Raw genomic sequence first — 23,352 nt, forward strand, 5'->3', positions numbered from 1 at the left:
ATGCAAACCCGAAACAAGGTATTCGAAGACCTTTCGCAATTGATGACCAACGCCATGGGCGTGGCGCAGGGCGCGAAAGACGAGGCTGAGACTGCGATGAAATCGCTGGTCGACCGTTGGCTGGCGGATCGCGATTTCGTCACCCGCGAAGAATTCGACGCAGTGCGCGCGATGGCCATGAAAGCGCGCGAAGAGAACGAAATGCTCAAAGCCCGTCTCGACGCGCTCGAAGCGGCCAAGAAATAAGACCTAGCTTCGGGGCCGGACGATCGCTTCGGCCTCGATCTCGACTTTGTAGTCGCCGATCAACTGACCGATCTGGAACAGCGTATTGGCCGGTTTGATATCGCCAAAGATGCGCCCATGCGCCTTGGACACGGCCACCACATCGTCGGCATTACTCATGAAGACACGCGTGCGGACAACGTCCTCCATGCTTGATCCAAGCGCGGTGAGAGCTGCGCTGATCTTGTCCAAGACATAGGTCGTCTGCGCGCCTGCATCCTTTGGGGCCACCGCCCGATCAACACCCGCAGTCGCCGTCGTGCCTGACACAAAGATGCGATCCCCGATCCGATGTGCGCGGCAATATCCTGCGATGTCTTCCCACTCGCTTCCCGACAGAACCCGTTTTTCACCGGGCCGGTTCGGCACGTCCTCGACCGTCATGGCGCTGGGCATCGCGTCAAGGTGATGGCTCAGATCGCCACTGGCCGTCAGGAACGGTGGCTTACGGTATTCGTCGCCGCAATCGCCGGGCAGGGGTGTTGTCACTGCAAACGCCGCGTTCAAGCGGGCCTGATCCTCTTCGTCCAGCGTGAATTGGAATAGCTTGAGGTTATCCTCCGTATGCCGCGCCTCGCCCAGCCTCGCGCCAATGATGACCCCGGCAACGGCTTCATTCTCCAGCACCCAGCGGGTCGCGACATTGGCAATCGACACGCCATGCTTGGCTGCCACATCTGCAGCCGCCTGCAACACCGTCTGATAGGCGTCCCATCCCCCGGCGGTGTCGATGAAGCGCTTGTACTTCATCTTGCTCCAGTCGGTGATCTCGATCGGCTCTGGCTGACCCAGCCATTTCTCCGATAGAAACCCGCCCTGCAATGTCCCGTAGCATACAAGCTTGACGCCCCACGCGGCACAAACCTCAGACAAGGGTCCGGTCGCGCGACGGTCCAAAAGCGAACAGGGCACCTGATTGCTGACAATCTGGATGCCATCGGCCAAAGCAAGATGCAGGTGCGCCGCGTCGAAATTGGTCAGGCCGATTTCTCCGATTAACCCTTCCTCGCGCAGTTTCGCCATCTCGTGCAGCGCGTCGAGCCAAGCTGGGTGCTCGAAACTCCACCAGTGGAATTGCAACAGGTCAACGCGGTCCACACCCAGCCGGTCAAGCCGCTCCTGCACTCCGGCGCGTACGACATCGGGCGTCATCGGGCCGGGCACCGGACACCATTTGGTGCCGACGGTGGCCTTGACCCCGCGCTTCAGCAACGCTCCGGTGATCACCTCCGCCGTGCCATAGTGGTCCGCCATATCGAAACTGTCGAACCCGGCATCCGCATAAGCGGCCAGATGATCCGCGCCGACCTCCGGATCAATGAGGTCGCCGTCTTTCTCGATATCGGCCACCTGCCAGAGGCCCACCAGCGCACGGCGGATCGTCAGGCGGTCACTCAGGGCGATGGTGTCGGGGTGGGTCATAGAGCGGTCCTTTCGGCTGTCGCCCCATGAGTTGCCGCCCTGAACCCGTTTGACAAGCCCGAAAGATCCCAGCAACCATATGCTTAACAACAGGGAACAACCGCGCGGAACCGCGTGTCAGGGGAACGATGAGCGCGGCGCAGGACGCGGACGAATTCTGGCTGTACGATCTGCGCGTCGAAACCGTGGTCGGCGACCGCACGTCCGTGTGCCGCCATGTCGAGGGCGAAAGCTTCCGTGTTGAAGGCGAATTGCTGATCTTCGACGACCAGCAGAAAGTGTCGATGTACGCGCTGGCCGCTCTGTTGCCTCTGCTTCCCGCCAAGCAACGCCCGACCTCGCCCAACGACTGGATGTCCACCGATGCAGAGATCGCCTGCCCAGACCCCAATTGCGGCGGTCGGTTCCGGGTGACACGGACGGCCAAGCGCACCTTCCGCCATTCCGAAACCACCGGCCTGCCGGACCAGCGCAGCACACCCTATTGGAAAGACGAAACATGAGCGTCGAGACCACCCAACTGCGCCCCGGCCACACCATCAGCCGCGTCATTCGCGGTGGCTGGCAACTGGCGGGCGATCACGGCCCTGTGGACCGCGCACAGGCGATCCGCGATATGGAAGCCTTTGTCGACGCCGGGCTGTTCACCTTCGATTGCGCCGACATTTACACCGGCGTCGAAGAGATGATCGGCGATTTCATCGCAGACTTACGCGCGCGGCGCGGCGCATCGGTTGCAGATCGTGTCTGCGTTCACACCAAACTTGTGCCTGACCTGACGAGGCTGGCCGACCTCCGGCCAGATGAAGTGACCGCCATCATTGATCGGTCGTTGCAAAGGCTCAAGATCGACCAACTGGATCTCGTTCAGTTTTTCTGGTGGGACCTGTCACAGGGAAATGCCGTTGACTCGCTCGATGTGCTGAAAGACCTGCGCAAAGAGGGCAAGATCAAGAACCTCGGCACCACCAATTGGGACAGGCAAGCGATGCAACGGTTTGTCGATGCCGGATTCGACATCGCCTCTGCCCAAGTGCAGTTTTCCGTGCTGGACCGCCGCCCGCAAAACGGGCTCACCGATTGGGCGGCGCAAAACGATCTGCAATTGATTTGCTACGGCACGCTCGCGGGTGGCTTCATCACCGAAAAATGGCTGGGCGAGCCAGACCCCGGGTTCCAGTTTGAGAACCGCAGTCTGATCAAGTACCGCCTGATCATCGACGAATTTGGCCCGTGGGATCGGTTTCAGGCGCTGTTGACCGCCCTGAAAACGGTGGGCGACAAACACGGCGTCTCACTCTCGGCCGTCGCCACGCGCTGGGTGCTGGATCAGCCACAAGTCGCGGCGGGTATTGTTGGCGCACGCTATGCCCGGCATCTGCCGCAGACGCTCCAGACCTTCGCCTTTGCGCTGGATGAAGAGGATCATGTGACGCTGAACGCGGTGCTGAATCAGGCCGATGGTCCCAAGGGTGACGTCTATTTGCTCGAAGGGGACAGAAGCAGCCGCCATGGCCGGATCATGAAGTACAACCTGAATACCAATCCGAACGACGCGGTGCATGGGTCGCATGGCTGACCCTATCCTCAGCATCCGGAACGTCAGCAAGACCTTCGGCGAATTCCGCGCGGTGAACGATGTGTCGCTCGATATCCATGCGGGCACAATCACCGGGCTGATCGGACCGAATGGCGCGGGCAAGACGACGCTCTTCAACGTGCTGACCGGGATGCTGAAACCCACGGGCGGCACGGTGCATCTGGATGGACAAAATGTGACCGGGTTTTCCCCTGACGCGCTGTTCAGCCTTGGCCTTGGCCGCACGTTCCAGATCCCCCGCCCCTTCGCCAAGATGAGCGTTCTGGAAAACGTCATGCTGTCACCCATGGCACAGGTGGGTGAACGCGTTTGGGGGCCGTTCCTTGGCGCAGCAAAGATGCGCGATCAGGAAGCGACCATCCGCAAACGCGCGATGGAGGTTCTGGATTTCGTCACTCTCGCGCCGCTGGCTGATCAGGCGGCAGGGCAAATCTCTGGCGGGCAGATGAAACTGCTGGAACTGGCCCGCATCCTGATGGGCGATCCAAAGCTGATCCTGCTGGATGAACCCGCGGCAGGGGTGAACCCAACCCTGACCAAAACGCTGATCGAAAAGATCGAAGAACTGAACCGGGACGGTAAAACCTTTGTCATTATCGAACATGACATGGATTTCGTCATGCAGCACTGCGACCCGGTGATTGCGCTGGCCGAGGGCCGCAAGGTGTTCGAAGGAACGGCGGATGAGGCGCAAAGCAACCCCGTTCTGCTGGACGCCTATCTTGGGGCGCAGGTCGAATGACGGCGCTGGTGGCACAGGATATCGTCGCCGGATACGTCCCCGACCTTCCCATCCTCAAGGGCGTGTCACTGACCGCAGAGACCGCCAAGGTGACGGTCATCATCGGTCCCAATGGGGCAGGCAAATCAACCCTGATCAAGGCGATTGCCGGGCTGGTGCCGGTGTCCAGTGGTTCGGTACTGCTCAATGGCGCGACTATCACAAACCCGCGCCCGGATCAGATGGGCGGCTTGGGCGTGGCCTATGTCCCCCAATCGGACAACATCTTCCGGTCTTTGACGATCCGGCAGAACCTTGACCTTGTCTTGCGAAACGCAGGCAAAGAGGCCGCTTCACGGCGCGACGCGTTGTTCACGCAGTTTCCGGCCTTGGCCGACAAGCAGACCGAAAAAGCGGGCGCGCTGTCTGGTGGGCAACGCCAGTTTCTTGCCGTTGCCATGGCACTGGCCATCAACCCGTCTGTGATCCTGATGGACGAACCCTCTGCCGGGCTGTCCCCCAAGGCGGCGCAGGAAGTCTTAGAATACGCCAAGTCCCTGACCGAACAAGGCGTGACGATCCTGCTCGTCGAACAGAACGTCAAACAGGCGCTTCGGATGGCGGATCACTGTTACATCCTTGCGGATGGCCGCAATCAGGTCGATGGCGCGGCAGATGATCTGCTGAACGATCCGGTGGTTGGGCAAATCTACCTTGGCGGCAAACGGGTGACACCGGCATGATCCAGAACCTTGTGGACGGAGTGCTGGTCGGTTCGATCCTGTCGCTGGGGGCGATTGGGTTGACGATGGCGATGCACATGCTGCGCTTTGCCAATTTCTCGCATGCTGAACTTCTGTCCATTGGTGCGTATGCCGCCTTGGTCTTTGATGGCCTCTTCGGTGCGATCCACCCTGCACTGGCCGAGGCGATCCCGCCGCTTAGTCTCACATGGTCTTTGACCTTGGCGCTGCTGCTTTCAATGGCGCTGACGGGCCTTTCTGCGGTGGCGGTCGACAAGCTGGTGTTCAAACGGGTCCGCGCCAAGGGGGGCGAGCTCTCGATGGTCTTTGCGTCCTTCGGCGTTGCAATGATCATCCGCAACATCCTTGGCCTGATCTTCGGTCTGAACCCCAAGCTGTATTCACAGGATATCGTCTTTGCCATCGTGGTCAGCCGTGATCCGTTCCTGCTGATCAAGCCGGATCAGGTGTTCACGCTGGTGGCGGCGCTGCTGATCATGTTCATCCTGCATCTCGTCCTGTCGCGCACGACCTTCGGCTATTCCTTGCGCGCCGTGGCCGAAAACCCGACCCTGGCGCAGGTGTCGGGGATCAACCTCAGCCGCATGGTCGTGCTGATCTGGCTGATCGGTGGTGGGTTGGCGGCAGCGGCGGGCGTGTTCTACGGCCTGACCAACCAGATCAGCCCTGTGCTGGGCCGCGATCTGGTGTTGCCGATCTTTGCCGCAACCATCGTCGGAGGCATCGGCAGCATCTATGGAGCGGTGCTGGGGGGCTTCCTCGTTGGTCTCGCGTCCAACCTTGCGCTGGTGATCTTGCCCTCGGGCTACAGCCCTGCGGTGCCCTTCCTGATCATTCTAGCGGTGTTGATCCTGCGCCCGCATGGGCTGTTCGGGGAAGAGCGCACATGATCGGTGTCATCTCCTACCTCGTCTTTTTCGCTACCGTCGCGTCGATCCTGTCGATTGCAGTGCTGGGGCTTAACCTGCAATGGGGCAACACGGGCCTTTTCAACGGCGGTGTTGTGGCGTTCTTCGGGGCAGGGGCCTATGGCACGCTGATCCTTGGCGGTACGCCCCAAGCCGGGCAGTTGGGCGGGTTCGGCCTGCCGTACCTGCTGGCACTTTTGGGGGGTATGGTCTGCGCAGGGATCGTCGCATGGATCGTCGGGCTGCTGACCATCCGCCTCAGGCATGACTACCTTGCCATCGCGACCTTCGGTGTCGCCGTCGCCTTCGAAACCGTGATGCGCAACACCGACGCTTTGGGCGGGGCGCAGGGCATTCGCGGGTTTGAACGGCCCTTGCGCGAAACTCTTGGCAATGGGTTCACCTACAACCTCGCGTTCTTTGCCTTTGTCTTGATCCTGCTGATCGCCACATACCTGTTTCTCGAACGGCTGATCCAGTCCCCATTCGGGCGCCTCCTTCGTGCGATCCGAGAGGACGAGACCGCCGCGCAGTCGCTGGGCAAATCACCGTCGCGCGTACGCCTTACGTCTTTTGTGGCCGGTTCGGTGATCATGGGCCTTGCCGGTGGACTCTACGCCACGTTTTATGCCTTCATCAGCCCACAAGACGTGCTTCCGATCCTCACCTTCCAGATCTGGGCGATGCTGATCGTCGGGGGCGCGGGCAACAACAAGGGCGCGGTGATGGGGACGTTCCTGATCTGGGCCGCTTGGACCGCCAGCGGCTGGGCGCTGTCGCGGTTCGCACCTTTGGAGGTGCAACTGTATACCGGGTCGATCCAGTTCGTGCTGATCGGCTTTGTCATCGTGGGGATGCTGCTGTGGCGACCACAGGGGCTCTTCCCAGAAAAACTGGTCGTGTCACAATCGGCCAAGAATAAATGAAAACTGTCCAAAAAATGAACAATAGGGAGTTACGGAATGAACGGACTTAAGACTTCGGCCCTTGCACTGGGCCTTGCTGCGGGCTTTGCCAGCTTTGGCACCGATGCCGCGGCACAAGACTGCACAACCAAGATCGGCGCTGTGCTGCCCACGTCTGTCGATTGGGGCAAGCCCATCGCCGCCACCGCGCAATACGCCGTGGACATCGCCAACGAAGCGGGCGGCGTTGCGGGCTGCCAGATCGAAATGGTCCTGCGGGATACGCAGGTTGACCCGAAAGTGGGTGTGGACGCGGCCAAGGCGCTGGTCGATCTCGATGGCGTGCAGCTCTTGCTGGGTGCCGTGTCCTCGGGTGTGTCCATGCCGATCCTGACATCGGTTACGGTGCCTGCTGGCGTGATGCAAATGTCGTGCTGTTCGTCTTCCACCGCGTTCACCCGTCTGGCTGAAGAGGGCAAGACCAACGGTCTTTTCTACCGCACCTTCGCCACATCCGGTGTGCAGGCCGCAGTCGGTGCCATGGTGGCGCAAGACGCAGGCTACAAATCCGTGGCCGTCTTCTACAAGAACGACGATTGGGGCCAGGACATTGGCGGCTTGGTCGCGGACGATCTTAAGGCGCTGGGCATCGACGTAACCGCGTCCATCGCCATCAATGACGGACAGGCATCGTTCAGGGCCGAAGTGACCGAGGCGCTCAAGGGCAATCCCGAGGCGATCTATATGGCGCTTTATCCCAAGGAAGGCACACAGGTCGTGCGCGAATGGATCTCGCTGGGTGGATCGCAGAACATGATCGCGGCGAACGCGCTGAAATCCGATGAATTCCGCGACAATGTCGGCATGCAATACCTTGCGAATTTCACCGGAACAGACACCGCGTCACCGCGCACTGACTCGGCCTCGGCCTTTGTCGACGCCTACACGGCGAAGTTCGATGGCCCGCCCAACGGTCCGGGACTGGCCAACAGCTATGACGCGACCATGATTGCCCTGATGGCGATGCATGCGGCGGGCAAAGACGCCACCGGTGCCGATATCGCCGCCAAGGTCGCATCCATCACTGACCCCAATGGCACCCCCGTCACCGCCGACGCAGCTGGGTTCACCATGGCGAAAGAGGTGCTCGATGGTGGTGGAACCGTGTCTTATCAGGGTGCCACGGGCAATGTGCAGTTCGACAAGAACGGTGACGTGTCCGCGCCTGCCGTGACATGGACCTTCTCGGAAAGCGGGATCGAAGAGCAGAAGTACATCTCGCTTACCGAGGTGAACGACTTCATGGCGTCGCTGAACTGACATCAGTATCGTATTGGCTGTGCCAATCCGACGGAGGACGATGCGATCACGCATCGTCCTTTTCGTAGCGAAAAAGCGGGGGCACTGCCCCAGTCGCCGGATGGGCCACTCCCCCGAGGTATTGGGAAAACAAAGAAGCAGGACCGGGCACGTTCTCCGTGCGACCCTGCTTAATTTTTGAACAGAGTTGATGTCCGGCTGGAAAGGCCGGTTAGGGCCCCGGATGATGCAGGCTCAGCGCAGTTGTGCATCCAACAGCACGGCGGGCCATTTTTCATGTGATTTTATCCACAGATTGTGGCACTATTCGCACTCACCACATCGGGTAGACTTCTCCACAACTTATTGCGTTTGTCATGGAAATATCGCTTTACGCGACCGCTCTGGCCATGCAGCATATGTAGTAGGGGGATGGCATTTCACCGCAGCCCCTAGAGCAGGCACCGAAGGGTAGGGCAAAGCCCGCCTTTCCGCACAGGTAACAGGAGGCGGCATCATGGCCCTGTCCGAGCAGTATCTTGAAGACGACATCCACCCGATCGATATCGTTGAGCACATCGCCGAGCATCATGACTGGGATTTCGACCGCATTGCGGAAGACCAGATAGCGATGGCTGTCGAAGGGCAATGGCGGACTTATTCGATCACCTTGGCATGGTCCCCCTATGACGAAACGTTGCGCCTGATCTGCACCTTCGACATGGACCCGCCCGCAGATCGGATGCCGGCGTTGTTCGAAAGTCTGAACTCGGTCAATGACCAGTGCTGGGCAGGCGCCTTTACCTATTGGGCGGATGCCAAGCTGATGGTCTATCGCTACGGTCTGGTACTTGCGGGTGGCAACGTTGCCAGCGCCGAACAGATCGACACGATGATCAATTGCGCTGTCATGAGCGCAGAGCGCTATTATCCGGCATTCCAACTGGTCGTCTGGGGCAACCGCACACCGAAAGATGCGCTTCAGGTCGCCATTGCAGAGGCCTACGGCCGCGCGTAACACTGGCCCCCGACGCAAAGAAACGTGGGGGGCTTCATGCAAAATTCCGATATCGCCAAGCGTGGGCTTGTTCTGTTGGGCTGTGGCAAGATGGGATCAGCCATGCTCGAAGGCTGGCTTGCCGGGGGATTGCCTGCAAGTTCGGTCTGGGTGACCGATCCGAACCCGTCAGATTGGGTGCAGGCACAAGGCGTATACCTGAATACGGATTTACCAGAAAACCCAGCCATTGTGCTGGTCGCCGTCAAACCTCAGATCATGCGCGATGCATTGCCAACGCTGGCGCCGCTGGGAAATGGCGACACGACCTTCCTGTCGGTCGCGGCGGGTATCACCATCGCCACTTTCGAAGACATGCTGGGCGACAAGACGCCGGTGATCCGGTCGATCCCAAACACGCCCGCCGCTGTGAAGCAGGGCATTACGGCGATCATCGGCAATGCCCATGTGACCGAAGCGCAATTGCAGATGGCGGAAACGCTGCTGTCTGCCATTGGTCAGACCGTGCGGCTTGAAACCGAAGATCAGATGGATGCGGTCACAGGGCTTAGCGGGTCTGGCCCGGCCTACGTGTTTCACATGATCGAATGTCTTGCCCGCGCGGGCGAAGCACAGGGGCTTGATCCCGAACTCGCCATGACGCTGGCCAAGGCGACGGTTGCAGGATCGGGTGCGCTGGCCATGCAGGCCGATGAAACGCCGAGCCAGTTGCGTGTCAACGTGACCAGCCCCAACGGCACCACGCAGGCGGGACTGAACGTGCTGATGGACGAAGAAACCGGCTTGCCGCCGCTCATCGCCCAGACCATCGACGCGGCGACGAAGCGGTCCAAGGAATTGGCCAATGGCTGACCAAATCACGTTTGATGATTTCATGAAGGTGGATATTCGCGTCGGCACCGTCATTCAGGCAGAACCCTTTCCCGAAGCGCGCAAGCCTGCGATCAAGCTGTGGGTCGATTACGGAGACGAGATCGGCGTCAAGAAATCCTCGGCCCAGATCACCGTCCATTACGACCCTGACACCCTTGTCGGCAAAAAAGTCATGGGCGTCGTCAATTTCCCGCCGCGCCAGATCGGACCGTTCATGTCCGAGGCGCTGGTGCTTGGCTTTTACGACGCCGGTGACGCCATCGTCCTCGCCGTGCCGGACAAAGACACCCCAAACGGAGCGCGCCTGTGCTGAAACTTCTGATCACCCGCAAACTCCCCGACCCGGTGTTGACCCGCGCGCGGGAGGTGTTTGACGTGAGCGTGCGCGACAACACTGCGCCGCTGAACCGCGATGAACTCACTCAAAGCCTGATCGACCATGACGTTGTGCTGCCTACATTGGGGGATGCCTATAGCGCCGACATCTTTGCTGCGGTGCCTGAAAAAAGGACCAAGTTGCTGGCGAATTTCGGTGTTGGTTATAATCACATCGACGCGACCGCGGCGCGGGCTGCCGGGATCGAAGTTACCAACACCCCGGGTGCGGTAACCGATGCCACTGCCGATATCGCCCTGACCCTGATGCTTATGACCTGTCGTCGCGCGGGTGAGGGCGAACGTATGCTGCGTTCAGGGCAGTGGGAGGGTTGGCACCCAACGCAGCTTTTGGGGCTGCACATGTCTGGCAAGACGCTTGGTGTGGTCGGTATGGGCCGCATCGGTCAGGCCATCGCACAGCGCGCACATTTCGGCTTCGGCATGGCGGTCAAGTTTTACAACCGGTCCCCGAAAGAGATGCCATTCCCGGCGGAACAGGTCGCCCAATTGATGGACCTTGCCGCCCAAGTGGATGTCCTTGTCGTCGCCGTACCTGGCGGTGGCGAAACCCACCACCTGATCGACGCAGCTGTGCTGAACGCAATGCAACCCCACGCGCATGTGGTGAACATTGCGCGCGGAGATGTGGTGAACGAGACTGATCTGATCGACGCCTTGTCGACTGGTCGGATCGCAGGTGCTGGGCTTGATGTTTACGAGTTTGAACCCAAGGTGCCGCAAGCATTGATGGACATGGAGAACGTCACGCTTCTGCCGCATCTGGGAACGGCCGCACTCGAAGTGCGTACTGCGATGGGGCTGATGGCGGTCGACAATGCGATCGCCTTTGCCAAAGGTAAGCCGTTGCCCAACGCAGTTTAAACTTCGCGCTCACCCGGGCGCGGGATTGGTCCGTGTTCAAACGGATCGCGGTGTGGCGACCATTGATTGTCATTGTTCTTGATCAGGCGCGATACGTAGTACGCGCTGGGCCACGCCATCACGAAACCAATGATGGCAGCCGCACCGATCACCCACCATGAATAATAGCCCATGGTGAACGCGGTTGTTACAAGAGTGCCGGTGATCAAGGCACCGCTTAGAAGCGAAAGTATGATGGATAGTCGGTCCATTGTATGTCTCCTTTGATAGATCAACGCGTGCCCCGCGGCGCAAGTTCCGAAGTCGCGCAGCGTCGCACTTGACCCCGGCGTGTGTGTGCAGTCTGGTCCCTGCACGCAAAAAGGACCCGAGCCATGATCCAGCCCGCCATCACCGGAAGCGGTTTGTTTACCCCAGAGAACATCATCACCAATGATGAACTCGTGGTGGCGTTCAACGCCTATGCCGACCGGATCAATTCCGAAAACGCTGATGCGATTGCCTCCGGCGACGTGGAACCGGTGCCGCAGTCCAGTGCGGAGTTCATCGTCTCGGCATCGGGTATCGAACAGCGCTACGTGATGGACAAAACTGGTGTTCTCGACCCCAATCGCATGTTCCCAAATTTGAAGGCGCGCTCGGATGAAGAGCCGTCGATCATGGCCGAAATGGCGGTCGATGCCATCAACAAGGCACTGGCGAAAGCCGGGCGCGATGCGTCTGAGGTCGATTTGGTGATCTGTGCGGCGTCGAACCACGAACGCGCCTATCCGGCGGTGGCGGTCGAGATTCAGAGCCTGATTGGCGCGGGTGGATTTGCGTTTGATATGAACGTTGCCTGTTCATCGGCCACGTTCGGCATTCAGGCGGCGGCTGACATGGTGCGGTCGGGGTCGGTCAAATGCGCCATCGTCGTAAACCCCGAGATCTGTTCGGCGCATCTGGAATGGCGGGATCGGGATTGTCACTTCATCTTTGGGGATGTGGCCACGGCAGTGGTGATCGAACCTGACGCCAACGCCAAGGGCGCGCATTTCACCATTCATGGCACACGTTGCGCGACCGAGTTCTCGAACAACATCCGCAACAACAACGGCTTTTTGCGCCGCACGCGTAACCAGATGGAAGACCGGCGCGACATGCAGTTCATGCAAAACGGGCGCAAGGTATTCAAGGAAGTGCTGCCGATGGTGTCGGCGCATATCCTTGGTCATCTAAAGGACGAAGGCTGGGGCGCTGACAGCCTGAAACGGCTTTGGCTGCATCAGGCGAACAAAACGATGAACGATTTCATTGGCAAGAAAGTCTTGGGCCGTACACCGGAAGAGGGTGAACAGCCGAACATCCTTCAGGATTATGCCAACACCTCCTCTGCCGGGTCGATTATCGCGTTCTCGAAATACTCCGACGACATGCAGCCCGGGGATCGGGGTGTGATCTGTTCTTTCGGCGCGGGCTATTCCGTGGGGTCGGTCCTGATCGAACGCGCCTGAGCACAAAAAAAGAGGGCCAATGGGCCCTCTCTCTTTTTGGTCAAAGCCGACCGCTTCAGTTCCAGAAACCTTCGTCGACCGATTTCATCTGCTCAAGCTCTTCTTCGTTGAACTTGGTCACGAAGGCATAGCTGCGATCATCTACGGCCACGAGGTTCACGTCGGACACCGGGATCATCACGTGCTTGTCCGCGATATCAAGGAACCCACCAACTTCGGCAACGATGCCGATCATCTGGCCACTCTTGTTCAGAATGATGTCCTCGATTTCGCCGATGTCGTTCCAGTCGGCGCTGACTTCGGTGTAGACCGTGTCCATCGACCAACCTTCATCATTGGCGGCGTTCGTTGTGTAGACATTGCCACCGGTGATGTCGCGTGTGCGGATCAGGTTGGTCGCGTCATCCAACGACGTGTTGTCCGCCATGTTGGTGCTGTCCATCATCTCGGAGTTGGTGTTCTCGGTCGCCATTTCGCCGGACGAATGGTTTTCGGCCCATGCGCCGGTGGTTGCGACGGTGAGGGCGAGTGCGCTTGCAAAAAGCTTGGTCATGTAATCCTCCTGGATTGTGTTGCTTCTGAGGACACAACCAACGCCGCCACACGGCGTTCCACGGAATATTTTTGCGATGTGATGGAACTTTTCGGGCTCAGAGCGAACCGGTTTCCTGCCGCCAATGCTTGCGACAGAGGCTGACATAGGTCTCGTTTCCACCGATCTGTACCTGCGCGCCCTCGGTCAGAACACTGCCCTGATCGTCTTTGCGCACCACCATCGTTGCCTTGCGCCCGCAATGGCAGATCGTGCGCACCTCGCGCAGCGAATCCGCCAGCGCCAACAGCGTGGCCGAGCCTGGGAAAAGCTGCCCCTGAAAATCGACGCGCAACCCGTAGGCCATCACTGGGACCCCCAGATCATCGGCCACGCGCGCCAGTTGCCAGACCTGATCCGGCGTCAGGAATTGTGCCTCATCGATAAAAATGCAGGCCAGTTCGGTTTCGGACAAGATGTGCGCGACCCGTGCGAATAGATCGTCAGTTGGTGAAAACGTTTCCGCCTCACGTGCGAAGCCGATGCGGGATCCAATCTTGCCCATCCCGGCCCGATCGTCGAAGGCCGCGGTCATCCGGTAGACGGACATACCGCGCTCTTCATAATTGTGCGCAGCCTGAAGCAGCAGGGTCGATTTGCCTGCGTTCATGGTGGAATAGTTGAAATAGAGCTTCGCCATATCCTGCCACATGCCCCAACCTGCACGGTCGCGCAAGAGAGCCAAGTTCAGGATGCGCCTCTGTATGGGGTGCAAGTGGTGCCCCCTGCAGAGCAAGCAGGTGCCTGTAGCGTTGCTCTGCCAGCGCATCCTGACTCCGGGACAGTGATAGGGAACGGACTGCACCCGGTGTGCCTTGACGCCCGATTAATTCGGGTCTGGACCAGCTGTGGCATTGCATTACGATGAAAGTCAGGGGAAAGAGGCGTTTATGTTCCCATCGCGAAGGGTCACTTTAAGGGGTTTGCCATGCAGTCATTCGGTCCGTACCTGAAAAAGCACACCGAATTGCTGGTCAAAGATGTCGGCATCGAAAAGGCGTGTGAACTCACCGGAAAATCAAAAGCGACGCTTGGCCGATACTACGCAGACCATGATGAACACGCAGACAGGTTCATCCCCGTGGATGCCGTTGCGGCGTTGGAGCAAGTGTCCAGCTATCCACATGTCACCTCGGCACTGGCTGAATTGAACGGGATCACGCTGTCCTTCGAACAGCGGCGCGACAATTCAAGCAACAAGGGCGGCGTGAATTCGGATGTCGTGGCGCTGAGCCAGCGCTTTGCGATGTTGATGTCTGAATATCACCAATCCATCGCGGATGGCGTAATCAGTGCGAACGAAGCGCGGCGTCTTCTGCGCGAAACGCTTGCGCTGCAACAGGTGCTGGTCGACATGAAACTGCATCTGGAAGATGAGACAGTTTGAAGGCGTCATCTCGGATCGCGGCTCCAAATACGCGGTCAGTGGAGGGCCAGTGGCCAGCCGCGCAGATGTGGATGGCTTTCTCAAGACTTTGAAGTGCGCCAAGAAATACGCCAAGGCCACGCACAACACATGGGCCGTTGTGTTCTCGGATGGTACGCCTCTCAAAAACGATGATGGTGAAGGCGGAGCCGGTCAGATCATTTTGCAAATGCTCGAACGCGAGGGGCTAAAAGATCACGTGATCGTTGTCACTCGCTGGTATGGTGGCAAGCATCTGGGCGGCGACCGGTTTCGCCATGTGCAGGATTGCGTGCGGCATTATCTTGATAACACCTAGGCGCAGCGATGGAGTTTTTCAGACGTCTCAAACTGCGTTGCATTTGGTCCTGGTCCGGGGTCGTGGCCACATGGCGCACTCAACACAGCTTTCGCAGTTGGGTCTGGGCAAATCTTGCTTCCGCTGTGTTGGCTTTCGCGTTGCCACTCACCCCCGCTGAACGGGCGTTGATCCTTGCCCTCGGCCTTTTGGTACTGGCGGCCGAGTTGTTCAATACAGCCATCGAAGATGCGGTCGACTACATCTCAACCGAAGATCATCCGCTGGCCAAACGCGCCAAAGACGCGGGCAGCGCCGGGGTTGCCGTATCGGCGATTGCCGCAGGTGTGGCGTGGTTGGTTATCCTGATTGGCTAGCTGCGCGGGCCTTGCGGCGCAGATGCCAGCGATAGATGAGCGGAGCCAAGGCATGATCGTAGACAACTGAGGCCAGTTGTTTGATCCCCGGCAATCCGACGACCTTTGCCAACCACCGATAGCGCGGCATCTCGCGCCAAAGAACAAGGAAGGCCGGTATGCCGCTGGTCAATTCACCGTCACGTAGAACGTAGAGGCGCCGCGCCGCTGTGTCTTCGTCAATGCCCCAAGCTGCACGTTCTGAGCCGTTCAGATCATCGAACTGGATCGCAAGCCCTTCGCGCTTGGCATAAGCGGCGTAGTGGTTGATCTCAAACGAACAGACCGGGCATTGGTCGTTATAAAGCACGCGCGTGTCGGACATCGGGCTGTCTCCTTTGAATAGCCATCTAGTGGGCATCCGCGTTCAGGCAACGCGACACCCTGACCTGTCCTTTGGATCAGGTCAGTTTCAAAGACAGCCGATCCTTGAGGTAAGGAAGCCGCGCTTGTGCTGCTTGGACTTTCGCCCGATCCAGATCGGCAAAGATCACCTCCGGTTCCGATCCGGCCCGAACCGCTTCCGCTCCGCCGGGTGCAGCGATCACACTGGCCCCTAGAAACTCCATCCCGTTTTGGGAACCGGCACTGTTGGCATAGGCAAGGTACACGCCATTCTCGTACGCACGGCACGGGATCATCGTGTGTGCCACCCAACCCCATTGGGCGCCCAACGCGGTGGGCACCAGCACCACCTCAGCCCCAAGGCTGGCGACATGGCGCACGGTTTCGGGAAATTCGGCGTCATAGCAGATCAGGGTGGCGAACCGCATCCCGCGATAGGAGAACAGGCTGCACCCCACGCCCGGAGTGAAATGTGTCTGCTCGAATCCTGGCGGGATACCCAGCTTTCGTTGATGCGTCAGAACTGTTCCATCAGGGCTGATACAAAGCGCGGAATTGTAAAGGTGCGTGCCATCAGCCTCTGCAAATCCGTAATGCAAGGCGATGCCGCTGGTTTGCGCCAGATCGCGCATCGCTTCAAACCCCGGCCCGTCCGCAGGCTCGGCCCTGTCGGCAAGCGTGTCACCGATGTTGTACCCGCACAGGAAAAGCTCGGGCAGCAGCACCAGATCGATGCTCTTGGCCGTCAGATCCGGCAAAGCATCACGCAGCCACGCGATGCGGTCTTCTGTTTTATCCAGCCCCGCCGGGGATTGCGCCACCGCCAGCCGAACCAAATCAGGCGTCCGTAACCAAGAGTTCACGCGGGTACTGCGTCAGGTAGTCCGACCCGGTCTCTGTCACCACAATGCTGTCGCCGATCCGCCCTGCGGTGACGCCATCCACCGAAATGCCGCCATCGACCGCAAAGGTCATTCCGGGCTTTAGAACGGTCGTGTCCCCGGCCTTCAGCTCTGGCGCTTCAAGATAGGCCACGCCAATGGACCGCCCGGTGCGATAGCCGGTCTGATATCCGCGTTCGGCATAAACCGCGTTGGCCGCTGCCGCGACCTCTTCGGCGGTGATGCCGGGACGGATAACCGCGATGGCCGCCTGCTGCGCATCAATCGCTGCTTGCTGCACGCGTGCCCCGTCCTCCGTCACGCCGCCGATGTGGAACATGCGGTCAAAGCCCAGCTTGTACTGTTTGAACTGCGCCATGTTGCAGAAACAGAAATAGACCGGGTCCAAGGGCTCATAAGCTTTGACGGACGCCCGGCGGTGGACCATCGACGCGTCCTTGCCGCTTTGCAGGATTTGCAGATTGTGGATCATCGGCGACACAAACCGCTCCCAGCCCTTGTCGGTCAGAAAACCAGCCGCTTTGCGTGTCCCGGCCTCGATCACCGCGATGGCGCTTTCGTATTCGTGGGCACCTGCCCGCAAAGATCCGTGTGCGGCAGCCATCATCGCGCCTGCGATTTCGCCCGCCTGTTTCATCACTTCGATTTCCAGCGGTGACTTGATCATCCGCTGTGCACCAAGGATCGGGCCGATATCCTTGATCTTCGCGTCCGGGTAACGCTCGTCCAGAAAGTTGCGTACGATGGCGGGCACATCGTTTTTTTCGATCCAGATCTCCGAAGGTGCATCGGGCAAGGCGCTGGCCAGCGCGCGCCCCCAGCTGCGTTGGCCGATATCCTCCCAAGTGCGGACATCTTTGACCCAGGTCATCTCGGAGACCATTTCGCTTTCCATTAGCGGGGTGATGACAATGGGCGCATCCTCGGCAGGAACGACCAGCATGGTAGGTCGACCGAATTCAATGCCCAGATAGCCCCAGAACCCGGCCAGATAGGCAATTGAGCTTTCCGAGGTGAAGACTGCATGGCTGATGCCTTCGTCCTTCAGGCGGGATTGCAAAACCGATGTGCGTTTGATCGCTTCGTCCAACATGAGGCGCCCTTTCGTCCGGTCAAAACGGATATGTTTGACCGCAGACTAGGGGGCTTATGATGATACAGATGGTGCGTTTCCGACATGCGGCGTCGGCAGACGTCACAAGGTTACAGCCGTCCCCACAGATCGTATTCCCCGGCCTCGTCCACCTCGACCGACACGATCTCACCGACGCTCAACCCTTCGGTGCCTTCGTCGATAAAAAGGTTCCCGTCGATCTCGGGCGCGTCCGACTTGGTGCGGCAGGTGGCAATACCATCGGCGTCGATATCGTCGATGATGACATCCATCCGCTGACCGACCTTGGCCGCCAGTTTCGCTTCGGAAATCGCCTGCGCTTTTTCCATGAACCGATCCCAGCGGTCTTGCTTGACCTCCTCCGGAACATGATCCGGCAGCGCGTTTGACCGTGCGCCGTCGACGTTCTCGTACTGAAAACACCCGACGCGATCCAATTGCGCCTCGTCCATCCAATCAAGCAGCGTCTGGAACTCGTCCTCTGTCTCACCGGGATAGCCGACGATGAAGGTCGACCGAAGGGTGATGTCGGGACAAATCTCGCGCCATGCGGCGATTTCATCCAGCGTCCGTGCCGCTGCAGCGGGACGGGCCATGCGTTTCAGCGTGTCGGGGTGGGCGTGCTGGAAAGGGATGTCGAGGTAGGGCAGCACGAGACCATCAGCCATCAGCGGCACCAGTTCCCGTACATGCGGATACGGATAGACATAATGCATCCGCACCCAAGCGCCCAGTGATCCCAGATCGCGGGCCAACGACAGGATCGGGAACTTCTCGTCCCGGTCCTTCCAGTCGGTGCCATAGGCGGATGTGTCCTGCGAAATCACCAGCAGTTCACGCACGCCGGACTCAACCAGCTTTTCCGCCTCGCGCAGCACCGCCTTGGCCGGACGCGAGGTCAGAAGTCCGCGCATGTCCGGGATGATGCAGAACTTGCACTTGTGATTGCAGCCCTCGGAAATCTTCAGATAGCTGTAATGGCGCGGCGTCAGGCTCACTCCGGTCGCGGGTAGCAGGTCGATGAACGGATCGGGATCGGGCGGCACCGCTTTGTGCACGGCGTCCAGCACCTGTTCGTATTGATGTGGGCCAGTGACGGCCAGCACCTTGGGGTGCGCTCCGGTGATATACTCCGGCTCTGCGCCCAGACAGCCCGTCACGATCACTCGTCCGTTTTCGGCCAGTGCCTCGCCAATGGCTTCAAGGCTTTCCGCCTTGGCGCTGTCGAGAAACCCGCAGGTGTTCACGATCACCGCATCGGCACCGGAATAATCCGGGCTGATCCCGTAGCCTTCGGCACGCAGCCGCGTCAAAATGCGTTCGCTGTCGACAAGCGCCTTGGGGCAGCCCAGCGAGACCATGCCGATGGTCGGCTGGCCCGCACGGGGCGCATCGGAAAACCGCGCCGTGGGCGCAAGGTCGGGGCGAAGGGAGGGCGGGTTCTGAGACATGCGCGGCATATAGAGATTTGCGGGTGCTTGGGGAAGGGCCGATTGCAGACAGTGGCGGGACATTCGTTCACAGACAGGGTAAAGCTGAGCGAGCATCTCTGAGTAAGAAAACCCTATGATCCTGCATTGCGTTTTTTGTGATTTCCGACCGGATGCCGACCGGGCAGCATGTCATGCCGTTTTGTCGGAGCTCGCCCAGTTCAGCCATACTCTGGATGGGGTTCTGGGCTTTGACCACGGCCCCAACGCCGATTACGAGGGCAAGTCGCCCCGAGTCTCCGATGGCTTCGTCATCCGCTTTAGTGATCGTGAGGCGCTGGCCCATTATGCCGATCATCCGACACACAAGGCGCTGGGCGCACGGCTCTGCGATCTGTGCGAAGATGGTGCAGATGGGATCATGGTCGTCGATCTGGTCACCAACGATTGATGACAGGGGAGGGATCGCAATATGCAAATTAAGCTCAATCAGATGGGTCGGACGGATCAGATTGCCCAATTGTTCAAAGACGCCTTCACTGCGTCCGAGGGTGTAGAAGAGGGGGCATTGATCCACGATCTTGCGCGCGATCTGCTGACCTCGACACAGGATGAGGATATCCGGGTCTTTGTGTCCGAAGACGGTGGAACGCTCTGCGGCTGTGCGATCTTCACGCGACTGCGGTTTGCTGGTGACGCGCGCAGCGCGTTTCTACTGTCACCAATGGCGGTGGCCACTTCGCGCCAATCCCAAGGTGTGGGTCAAAAACTTTTAACTTATGCACTGGACGCCTTGAAAGCCGAAGGTGTCGATATCGCTGTGACCTATGGGGATCCGAATTTCTACGGCCGCGTTGGGTTCGAACCCGTAAGCACTGACACTGTGCCGTCACCTCAGCCCTTGAATATGCCTGAAGGCTGGATCGCCCAATCCCTGTCCGATGCACCGCTGACCCCATTGGTCGGGCCGTCGGTCTGCGTGCCGGGATTGAACCGTCCGGATATCTGGTAAACACACGACAAGCAAAAGGGGCGGTCAAGCCGCCCCTTCTGTCAGAAAGCCTTGGGCCTCAGCGACGGCGGTCGCGGCGCGAGCTCATCGGCTGGAACGCCACCCCGACATGCGCCTCGCAATAGGGTTTGCCCTGTTGCACAGGCAGTCCGCAGAACCAGAAATTCGGCGTCGCCGGATCACCGACGGGCCATTTGCAGGTTTTCTCTGTCAGCTCCATCAGCGTCAGCTTCTTGGCCTTCTTCTCGATCGCGTTCACCTTGGCCAGAGCCTCGGGGCTGATCTCGTTGGCCGAGGGCTGCGGCGGCAAGGGCTGACCGGCAGGAATGATCTGGCGGCGCGGGCTGGCCGGTGGCGTGGCCGACTTGGTCTCCATCACCACTTCGGGTTCAGCAGGCTTGGGGGCAGGCGCAGGTTTGGGAGCTGCTGCCTTGGGTTTTGGAGCCTCCGCCTTGGGTGCCGGTTTCGCTTCGGCTTTGGCAGGACCAGCGGCCCCGGCGCGGTTCGACAGGCCCAGACGATGCACTTTCCCGATCACGGCATTGCGGGTCACGCCGCCAAGCTCCTTGGCGATCTGGCTCGCCGACTGGCCTTCGCCCCACATTTTCTTCAACAGCTCTACGCGTTCATCGGTCCAGGACATCGTGCCCTCCATCAAAAAGAGCGGCCGTTTGCGTTGGCCGCCCGAAATCTCTAAGTCGCTCCTTATTCTAATCATGCGCGGGCGAGTTACAACCCGAACTGACAGGCAAGAGGGCTCCAATGCAGCAGACTGGACAGATGATCGCGAACGAACGCCGCTTTGGACGGGTGAACTGGCTTGGCCTTTACACATTGGGCCAGCGCGAGATCCTGCGTTTCCTCAATGTCTGGACCCAGACCTTGCTTGCTCCTTTGGTGACTGCGGGGTTGTTCATGCTGATCTTCACCATCGCCATCGGCCCCCGCCGGGGCGACGTGATGGGGGTGGATTTCACCACATTTATCGCGCCGGGCATCCTGATGATGACCGTGATCCAGAACGCCTTTGCCAACACGTCTTCGTCGATTGTCGTGTCCAAAGTGCAGGGCAATATCGTCGACACGCTGATGCCGCCGCTGTCTGCGGGGGAGCTGGTGTTGGGGTATTTGGCCGGAGGCGTTGCGCGCGGGCTGATGGTCGCTATTGCCATTGCCGTGGCGCTTTGGGTGTTCCTTGGCATCGTACCGCAGCATCCGATTGCCGCGTTGTTCTTTGTTATCGTCGGTGCGGGGCTGTTGTCGGGCATTGGCATGGTCGCGGGCATCTATGCGGAAAAGTTCGACCAGATGGCAGCGATCACCAATTTCGTCGTGACCCCGCTCGCCTTCTTGTCGGGCACCTTCTACTCAGTCGAGGCTCTTCCGCCCGTGATGTATGACATCACCCATGCAAACCCGATCTTCTATCTGATCGACGGGGTACGCTGGGGTATGATTGGGGTCTCGGACAGCAGCCCCGTTCTGGGTGCGGTGATTGCTGTCGCGAGTACGGTCGCAATCAATCTGCTTGCGTGGGTATTTTTCCGACGGGGCTACCGGCTGAAGGCCTGACCCGGCCTTCCCGCCAAACCAAAAGACCTGCGCCGCACAGGATGATCATCGTCCCGATCACCGACACCGCATCGGGACGGACACCGAAGACCAGAAAATCGTAGAACGCAGCAAAGACCAGCGTGGCATAAAAGAACGGCCCCACAAAGCTTGCGTCGGCCCGTGCGATTGCATTGATGAAGCAGGTCTGCGCCGCCGCCATCAAGAACCCGATCCCCGCCAGCGCCATCCATTGCTGTGACGTCGGTGCGATCCACACCCAGATGGCCGCAGCAGAGGCGATGCCAACGCCGATCACATTATTGATCAGCAGAATTTGCAGCGGCCCCTCGCGCCCGGTCAGCCGCTTGATCACGATCACCTCGAACCCCAGCGACAAAGCCGCGCCAACCGCCAAAAGCGCGGCAGGTTGAAACGCGTCAGGCGTCGGGCGCAGCAGAATCATTGCGCCGATCAACGCAATTGCCGCCGCGCTCAGACGGACGGGTCCGACCCGTTCTCCCAAAAGCGGAATTGCCAGCAACATCCCGATCACCGGGTTCAGGAAGCTGATCGCGGTGGCGTCCGACAATGGGATAAATGCCGCCGCCGCAAACATAAGCGTCACGCCACCCCAGCCGAATGCCACCCGTAGCGTGTGCGTCGGCCACGCAATCGGTGTGAACCGCAACCGCATCAGCGTGGCGGCGACAGCAAAGGCCAGAAAGGCAAAAATGAAGCGCCCCTGACTGATCTGCAACGGGTTCAAGGGCGGCCCCAGCGCGTCTGTCCCCAGCATCTTGGCCAATAGCGTGGCGCCTGCGACGAAAGCCGAGGCCAGCAGCGTCAACAGCGCAGCAACAAGCGGATTCTGGGCTTTGGGTACGAACATGGCTCAGCCATGATCAGCTTTTCAGACGATGGCAATCACTGGTTGCGTATCGGTACAATCTGCTGAACGATCCCGACAAGGATCAGGTAAAGCGAGGTGGCGATCAGCCCCCAATGCGCCCAGCTTTCGGGGTGAAAATCGACCCAAGCTGCCCAGCCCGCAAAGAAGGTCCAGGCAAGCGCAATCGGCAATGACACGTTGCGCCAGCGCATCGTGCGCACCGGGTGAATGAACTTGAGCGGCAGGAACATAGCCACGGCCAGAAGTGCCACCATACTCAACGAGACCCAGAAGTTTGGCTCGATGGCGAAGAGCACCAGCACCAGCATATTCCAACAGCCCGGAAAGCCCTGGAACGAATTGTCCGAGGTCTTCATCCGGCTGTCCGCGAAATACATTGCCGAGGCAAACGTGATCACGATGATCGCAAACCAGCCCGTCCAGCCCGGCAGAAGACCTGATTGGAACAGTGCGAAGGCAGGAATAAAAACGTAAGTCAGGTAGTCGATGATAAGGTCAAGCAGTACCCCGTCAAAGCGCGGTGCGTTGGTCTTCACATCGTATTTCCGCGCCAACGGGCCATCGATGCCGTCCACCGCAAAGGCCACCACCAGCCACAGGAACATGATCGACCACTTCTCCTGAGCGGCTGCCAGCAGTGCCAGCATGGCAAAGACGGCTCCAGTGGCGGTCAGCAGGTGGACGCACAACGCGCGAGATTGATCAGTCATTCCGAGGTTTTGGCCGAATTGTCGAAGCGGTGCAATTGGGGGTGCGCATTTTCCCGCTATTGTGAGTTTTCCCGATGCGTCAACGCATCGGTAGGCTGCGTGGACGCAAACGCGCC

The 23,352-nt window shown here is 59.5% G+C and carries 30 protein-coding genes; 19 read left to right on the top strand and 11 right to left on the bottom strand.

All coding sequences use genetic code 11. From position 1 onward, the window contains the following. Positions 1-246, top strand: coding sequence for an accessory factor UbiK family protein (locus MCRY_RS02925; protein ID WP_085627979.1), 246 nt, complete (start codon positions 1-3; stop codon positions 244-246). 3 nt (positions 247-249) lie between these two features. Here MCRY_RS02925 and MCRY_RS02930 read toward each other — a convergent pair whose 3' ends face one another. Beyond that, entirely contained in the window at positions 250-1,707 is a 1,458-nt protein-coding gene (locus MCRY_RS02930) for an aldo/keto reductase (RefSeq protein WP_085627980.1), read from the bottom strand. Between the two features lie 128 nt (positions 1,708-1,835). Here MCRY_RS02930 and MCRY_RS02935 point away from each other — a divergent pair, with 128 nt between their 5' ends. The 11 genes from MCRY_RS02935 (at position 1,836) to MCRY_RS02985 (ending at position 11,055) form a co-directional block, all read left to right on the top strand. Beyond that, entirely contained in the window at positions 1,836-2,210 is a 375-nt protein-coding gene (locus tag MCRY_RS02935; protein WP_085627981.1) for a TIGR04076 family protein, read from the top strand. Further along, positions 2,207-3,286 (top strand): aldo/keto reductase, encoded by a 1,080-nt coding sequence (locus MCRY_RS02940; RefSeq protein ID WP_085627982.1) that lies wholly within the window; start codon positions 2,207-2,209, stop codon positions 3,284-3,286. Before MCRY_RS02935 ends, MCRY_RS02940 begins: the two co-directional genes overlap by 4 nt. Continuing rightward, positions 3,279-4,049, top strand: coding sequence for an ABC transporter ATP-binding protein (locus MCRY_RS02945; protein WP_085627983.1), 771 nt, complete (start codon positions 3,279-3,281; stop codon positions 4,047-4,049). The genes MCRY_RS02940 and MCRY_RS02945 overlap by 8 nt, the downstream gene beginning before the upstream one ends. Beyond that, positions 4,046-4,771: an ABC transporter ATP-binding protein gene (locus MCRY_RS02950; protein ID WP_085627984.1), complete on the top strand. Its 726-nt coding sequence runs from the start codon at positions 4,046-4,048 to the stop codon at positions 4,769-4,771. The genes MCRY_RS02945 and MCRY_RS02950 overlap by 4 nt, the downstream gene beginning before the upstream one ends. Continuing rightward, on the top strand, positions 4,768-5,682 hold the full coding sequence (locus MCRY_RS02955) for a branched-chain amino acid ABC transporter permease (protein WP_085627985.1): 915 nt from the start codon (positions 4,768-4,770) through the stop codon (positions 5,680-5,682). Before MCRY_RS02950 ends, MCRY_RS02955 begins: the two co-directional genes overlap by 4 nt. Next, positions 5,679-6,626 carry a branched-chain amino acid ABC transporter permease gene (locus MCRY_RS02960; protein ID WP_085627986.1) on the top strand — a complete coding sequence of 316 codons (948 nt, stop codon included), beginning with the start codon at positions 5,679-5,681 and terminating at the stop codon, positions 6,624-6,626. Before MCRY_RS02955 ends, MCRY_RS02960 begins: the two co-directional genes overlap by 4 nt. A 36-nt stretch (positions 6,627-6,662) precedes the next feature. Then, a complete protein-coding gene (locus MCRY_RS02965; protein WP_085627987.1) occupies positions 6,663-7,925 on the top strand; it encodes an ABC transporter substrate-binding protein in 1,263 nt (420 codons plus the stop codon). Positions 7,926-8,421: 496 nt separating this feature from the next. Beyond that, positions 8,422-8,922, top strand: coding sequence for a type III secretion system chaperone family protein (locus MCRY_RS02970; RefSeq protein WP_085627988.1), 501 nt, complete (start codon positions 8,422-8,424; stop codon positions 8,920-8,922). Between the two features lie 36 nt (positions 8,923-8,958). Then, positions 8,959-9,774 carry a pyrroline-5-carboxylate reductase gene (proC, locus tag MCRY_RS02975; RefSeq protein WP_085627989.1) on the top strand — a complete coding sequence of 272 codons (816 nt, stop codon included), beginning with the start codon at positions 8,959-8,961 and terminating at the stop codon, positions 9,772-9,774. Then, the gene (locus tag MCRY_RS02980) at positions 9,767-10,108 is read left to right on the top strand and encodes a tRNA-binding protein (RefSeq protein WP_085627990.1); all 342 of its coding nucleotides are present in this window, start codon (positions 9,767-9,769) and stop codon (positions 10,106-10,108) included. The genes proC and MCRY_RS02980 overlap by 8 nt, the downstream gene beginning before the upstream one ends. Then, positions 10,105-11,055: a 2-hydroxyacid dehydrogenase gene (locus MCRY_RS02985; protein ID WP_085628159.1), complete on the top strand. Its 951-nt coding sequence runs from the start codon at positions 10,105-10,107 to the stop codon at positions 11,053-11,055. Before MCRY_RS02980 ends, MCRY_RS02985 begins: the two co-directional genes overlap by 4 nt. Here MCRY_RS02985 and MCRY_RS02990 read toward each other — a convergent pair. After that, complete coding sequence (locus MCRY_RS02990) at positions 11,052-11,306, bottom strand: hypothetical protein (protein ID WP_176234487.1); 255 nt, start codon at positions 11,304-11,306, stop codon at positions 11,052-11,054. The genes MCRY_RS02985 and MCRY_RS02990 overlap by 4 nt on opposite strands. Before the next feature lie 123 nt (positions 11,307-11,429). Here MCRY_RS02990 and MCRY_RS02995 point away from each other — a divergent pair, with 123 nt between their 5' ends. After that, positions 11,430-12,548: a beta-ketoacyl-ACP synthase III gene (locus tag MCRY_RS02995; protein WP_085627991.1), complete on the top strand. Its 1,119-nt coding sequence runs from the start codon at positions 11,430-11,432 to the stop codon at positions 12,546-12,548. Between the two features lie 55 nt (positions 12,549-12,603). On the opposite strand, the gene MCRY_RS03000 is transcribed toward MCRY_RS02995, so the two are convergent. Together MCRY_RS03000 and MCRY_RS03005 are read right to left on the bottom strand one after the other, a co-directional pair. Next, on the bottom strand, positions 12,604-13,101 hold the full coding sequence (locus MCRY_RS03000; protein ID WP_085627992.1) for a PRC-barrel domain-containing protein: 498 nt from the start codon (positions 13,099-13,101) through the stop codon (positions 12,604-12,606). 97 nt (positions 13,102-13,198) lie between these two features. Beyond that, the gene (locus tag MCRY_RS03005) at positions 13,199-13,780 is read right to left on the bottom strand and encodes a thymidine kinase (protein ID WP_085627993.1); all 582 of its coding nucleotides are present in this window, start codon (positions 13,778-13,780) and stop codon (positions 13,199-13,201) included. Positions 13,781-14,068: 288 nt separating this feature from the next. Between MCRY_RS03005 and MCRY_RS03010 the strand changes: the two genes are divergently transcribed. Genes MCRY_RS03010 through MCRY_RS03020 form a run of 3 tightly spaced genes read left to right on the top strand, consistent with a single transcriptional unit; the run spans position 14,069 to position 15,220 of the window. Then, positions 14,069-14,527, top strand: coding sequence for a hypothetical protein (locus MCRY_RS03010; RefSeq protein ID WP_085627994.1), 459 nt, complete (start codon positions 14,069-14,071; stop codon positions 14,525-14,527). Continuing rightward, positions 14,514-14,864, top strand: a complete 351-nt coding sequence (locus MCRY_RS03015; protein ID WP_085627995.1) for a YigZ family protein — start codon at positions 14,514-14,516, stop codon at positions 14,862-14,864. The genes MCRY_RS03010 and MCRY_RS03015 overlap by 14 nt, the downstream gene beginning before the upstream one ends. Positions 14,865-14,872: 8 nt before the next feature. Next, on the top strand, positions 14,873-15,220 hold the full coding sequence (locus MCRY_RS03020) for a diacylglycerol kinase (RefSeq protein ID WP_085627996.1): 348 nt from the start codon (positions 14,873-14,875) through the stop codon (positions 15,218-15,220). Here MCRY_RS03020 and MCRY_RS03025 read toward each other — a convergent pair. The 4 genes from MCRY_RS03025 to rimO all read right to left on the bottom strand — a co-directional run bounded on the left by MCRY_RS03025 (position 15,204) and on the right by rimO (position 19,080). Beyond that, positions 15,204-15,584, bottom strand: a complete 381-nt coding sequence (locus MCRY_RS03025) for a thiol-disulfide oxidoreductase DCC family protein (RefSeq protein ID WP_138487761.1) — start codon at positions 15,582-15,584, stop codon at positions 15,204-15,206. The two genes, MCRY_RS03020 and MCRY_RS03025, sit on opposite strands and share 17 nt — an antisense overlap. 76 nt (positions 15,585-15,660) lie before the next feature. Then, the gene (locus MCRY_RS03030) at positions 15,661-16,440 is read right to left on the bottom strand and encodes a carbon-nitrogen hydrolase family protein (RefSeq protein ID WP_238939562.1); all 780 of its coding nucleotides are present in this window, start codon (positions 16,438-16,440) and stop codon (positions 15,661-15,663) included. 1 nt (position 16,441) lies between these two features. Further along, positions 16,442-17,599, bottom strand: a complete 1,158-nt coding sequence (locus MCRY_RS03035) for a M24 family metallopeptidase (RefSeq protein ID WP_085627999.1) — start codon at positions 17,597-17,599, stop codon at positions 16,442-16,444. Positions 17,600-17,709: 110 nt separating this feature from the next. Then, positions 17,710-19,080, bottom strand: a complete 1,371-nt coding sequence (gene rimO / locus MCRY_RS03040; RefSeq protein WP_085628000.1) for a 30S ribosomal protein S12 methylthiotransferase RimO — start codon at positions 19,078-19,080, stop codon at positions 17,710-17,712. Positions 19,081-19,186: 106 nt separating this feature from the next. Between rimO and MCRY_RS03045 the strand changes: the two genes are divergently transcribed. Together MCRY_RS03045 and MCRY_RS03050 are read left to right on the top strand one after the other, a co-directional pair. Beyond that, complete coding sequence (locus tag MCRY_RS03045) at positions 19,187-19,501, top strand: Dabb family protein (RefSeq protein ID WP_085628001.1); 315 nt, start codon at positions 19,187-19,189, stop codon at positions 19,499-19,501. Positions 19,502-19,522: 21 nt separating this feature from the next. Then, a complete protein-coding gene (locus MCRY_RS03050) occupies positions 19,523-20,062 on the top strand; it encodes a GNAT family N-acetyltransferase (protein ID WP_085628002.1) in 540 nt (179 codons plus the stop codon). Positions 20,063-20,120: 58 nt separating this feature from the next. On the opposite strand, the gene MCRY_RS03055 is transcribed toward MCRY_RS03050, so the two are convergent. Then, positions 20,121-20,705, bottom strand: a complete 585-nt coding sequence (locus tag MCRY_RS03055; protein WP_085628160.1) for a GcrA family cell cycle regulator — start codon at positions 20,703-20,705, stop codon at positions 20,121-20,123. 119 nt (positions 20,706-20,824) lie between these two features. Here MCRY_RS03055 and MCRY_RS03060 point away from each other — a divergent pair, with 119 nt between their 5' ends. Then, positions 20,825-21,634: an ABC transporter permease gene (locus MCRY_RS03060; RefSeq protein WP_085628003.1), complete on the top strand. Its 810-nt coding sequence runs from the start codon at positions 20,825-20,827 to the stop codon at positions 21,632-21,634. Here MCRY_RS03060 and MCRY_RS03065 read toward each other — a convergent pair. Together MCRY_RS03065 and MCRY_RS03070 are read right to left on the bottom strand one after the other, a co-directional pair. After that, positions 21,582-22,505: a DMT family transporter gene (locus tag MCRY_RS03065; protein ID WP_085628004.1), complete on the bottom strand. Its 924-nt coding sequence runs from the start codon at positions 22,503-22,505 to the stop codon at positions 21,582-21,584. The genes MCRY_RS03060 and MCRY_RS03065 overlap by 53 nt on opposite strands. A 35-nt stretch (positions 22,506-22,540) precedes the next feature. Continuing rightward, positions 22,541-23,236, bottom strand: a complete 696-nt coding sequence (locus MCRY_RS03070; protein WP_085628005.1) for a CDP-alcohol phosphatidyltransferase family protein — start codon at positions 23,234-23,236, stop codon at positions 22,541-22,543. Between the last annotated feature and the right edge of the window lie 116 nt (positions 23,237-23,352).

The sequence above is a fragment of the Marivita cryptomonadis genome, assembly GCF_002115725.1.
In the GTDB taxonomy this organism is placed as follows: domain Bacteria; phylum Pseudomonadota; class Alphaproteobacteria; order Rhodobacterales; family Rhodobacteraceae; genus Marivita; species Marivita cryptomonadis.

Coding starts and splice junctions, on each gene's coding strand:
- MCRY_RS03045 (WP_085628001.1), top strand. CDS start 19,187: ATGATCCTGCATTGCGTTTTTTGTGATTTCCGACCGGATGCCGACCGG.
- MCRY_RS03035 (WP_085627999.1), bottom strand. CDS start 17,599: ATGTTGGACGAAGCGATCAAACGCACATCGGTTTTGCAATCCCGCCTG.
- MCRY_RS03005 (WP_085627993.1), bottom strand. CDS start 13,780: ATGGCGAAGCTCTATTTCAACTATTCCACCATGAACGCAGGCAAATCG.
- MCRY_RS02930 (WP_085627980.1), bottom strand. CDS start 1,707: ATGACCCACCCCGACACCATCGCCCTGAGTGACCGCCTGACGATCCGC.
- MCRY_RS03070 (WP_085628005.1), bottom strand. CDS start 23,236: ATGACTGATCAATCTCGCGCGTTGTGCGTCCACCTGCTGACCGCCACT.
- MCRY_RS03010 (WP_085627994.1), top strand. CDS start 14,069: ATGCAGTCATTCGGTCCGTACCTGAAAAAGCACACCGAATTGCTGGTC.
- MCRY_RS02935 (WP_085627981.1), top strand. CDS start 1,836: ATGAGCGCGGCGCAGGACGCGGACGAATTCTGGCTGTACGATCTGCGC.
- MCRY_RS02940 (WP_085627982.1), top strand. CDS start 2,207: ATGAGCGTCGAGACCACCCAACTGCGCCCCGGCCACACCATCAGCCGC.
- MCRY_RS03025 (WP_138487761.1), bottom strand. CDS start 15,584: ATGTCCGACACGCGCGTGCTTTATAACGACCAATGCCCGGTCTGTTCG.
- MCRY_RS03015 (WP_085627995.1), top strand. CDS start 14,514: ATGAGACAGTTTGAAGGCGTCATCTCGGATCGCGGCTCCAAATACGCG.
- MCRY_RS02965 (WP_085627987.1), top strand. CDS start 6,663: ATGAACGGACTTAAGACTTCGGCCCTTGCACTGGGCCTTGCTGCGGGC.
- MCRY_RS02960 (WP_085627986.1), top strand. CDS start 5,679: ATGATCGGTGTCATCTCCTACCTCGTCTTTTTCGCTACCGTCGCGTCG.
- rimO (WP_085628000.1), bottom strand. CDS start 19,080: ATGCCGCGCATGTCTCAGAACCCGCCCTCCCTTCGCCCCGACCTTGCG.
- MCRY_RS02970 (WP_085627988.1), top strand. CDS start 8,422: ATGGCCCTGTCCGAGCAGTATCTTGAAGACGACATCCACCCGATCGAT.
- MCRY_RS03050 (WP_085628002.1), top strand. CDS start 19,523: ATGCAAATTAAGCTCAATCAGATGGGTCGGACGGATCAGATTGCCCAA.
- MCRY_RS02980 (WP_085627990.1), top strand. CDS start 9,767: ATGGCTGACCAAATCACGTTTGATGATTTCATGAAGGTGGATATTCGC.
- MCRY_RS02950 (WP_085627984.1), top strand. CDS start 4,046: ATGACGGCGCTGGTGGCACAGGATATCGTCGCCGGATACGTCCCCGAC.
- MCRY_RS03055 (WP_085628160.1), bottom strand. CDS start 20,705: ATGTCCTGGACCGATGAACGCGTAGAGCTGTTGAAGAAAATGTGGGGC.
- MCRY_RS02955 (WP_085627985.1), top strand. CDS start 4,768: ATGATCCAGAACCTTGTGGACGGAGTGCTGGTCGGTTCGATCCTGTCG.
- MCRY_RS02925 (WP_085627979.1), top strand. CDS start 1: ATGCAAACCCGAAACAAGGTATTCGAAGACCTTTCGCAATTGATGACC.
- MCRY_RS02995 (WP_085627991.1), top strand. CDS start 11,430: ATGATCCAGCCCGCCATCACCGGAAGCGGTTTGTTTACCCCAGAGAAC.
- proC (WP_085627989.1), top strand. CDS start 8,959: ATGCAAAATTCCGATATCGCCAAGCGTGGGCTTGTTCTGTTGGGCTGT.
- MCRY_RS03065 (WP_085628004.1), bottom strand. CDS start 22,505: ATGTTCGTACCCAAAGCCCAGAATCCGCTTGTTGCTGCGCTGTTGACG.
- MCRY_RS03060 (WP_085628003.1), top strand. CDS start 20,825: ATGCAGCAGACTGGACAGATGATCGCGAACGAACGCCGCTTTGGACGG.
- MCRY_RS02990 (WP_176234487.1), bottom strand. CDS start 11,306: ATGGACCGACTATCCATCATACTTTCGCTTCTAAGCGGTGCCTTGATC.
- MCRY_RS03000 (WP_085627992.1), bottom strand. CDS start 13,101: ATGACCAAGCTTTTTGCAAGCGCACTCGCCCTCACCGTCGCAACCACC.
- MCRY_RS03020 (WP_085627996.1), top strand. CDS start 14,873: ATGGAGTTTTTCAGACGTCTCAAACTGCGTTGCATTTGGTCCTGGTCC.
- MCRY_RS02945 (WP_085627983.1), top strand. CDS start 3,279: ATGGCTGACCCTATCCTCAGCATCCGGAACGTCAGCAAGACCTTCGGC.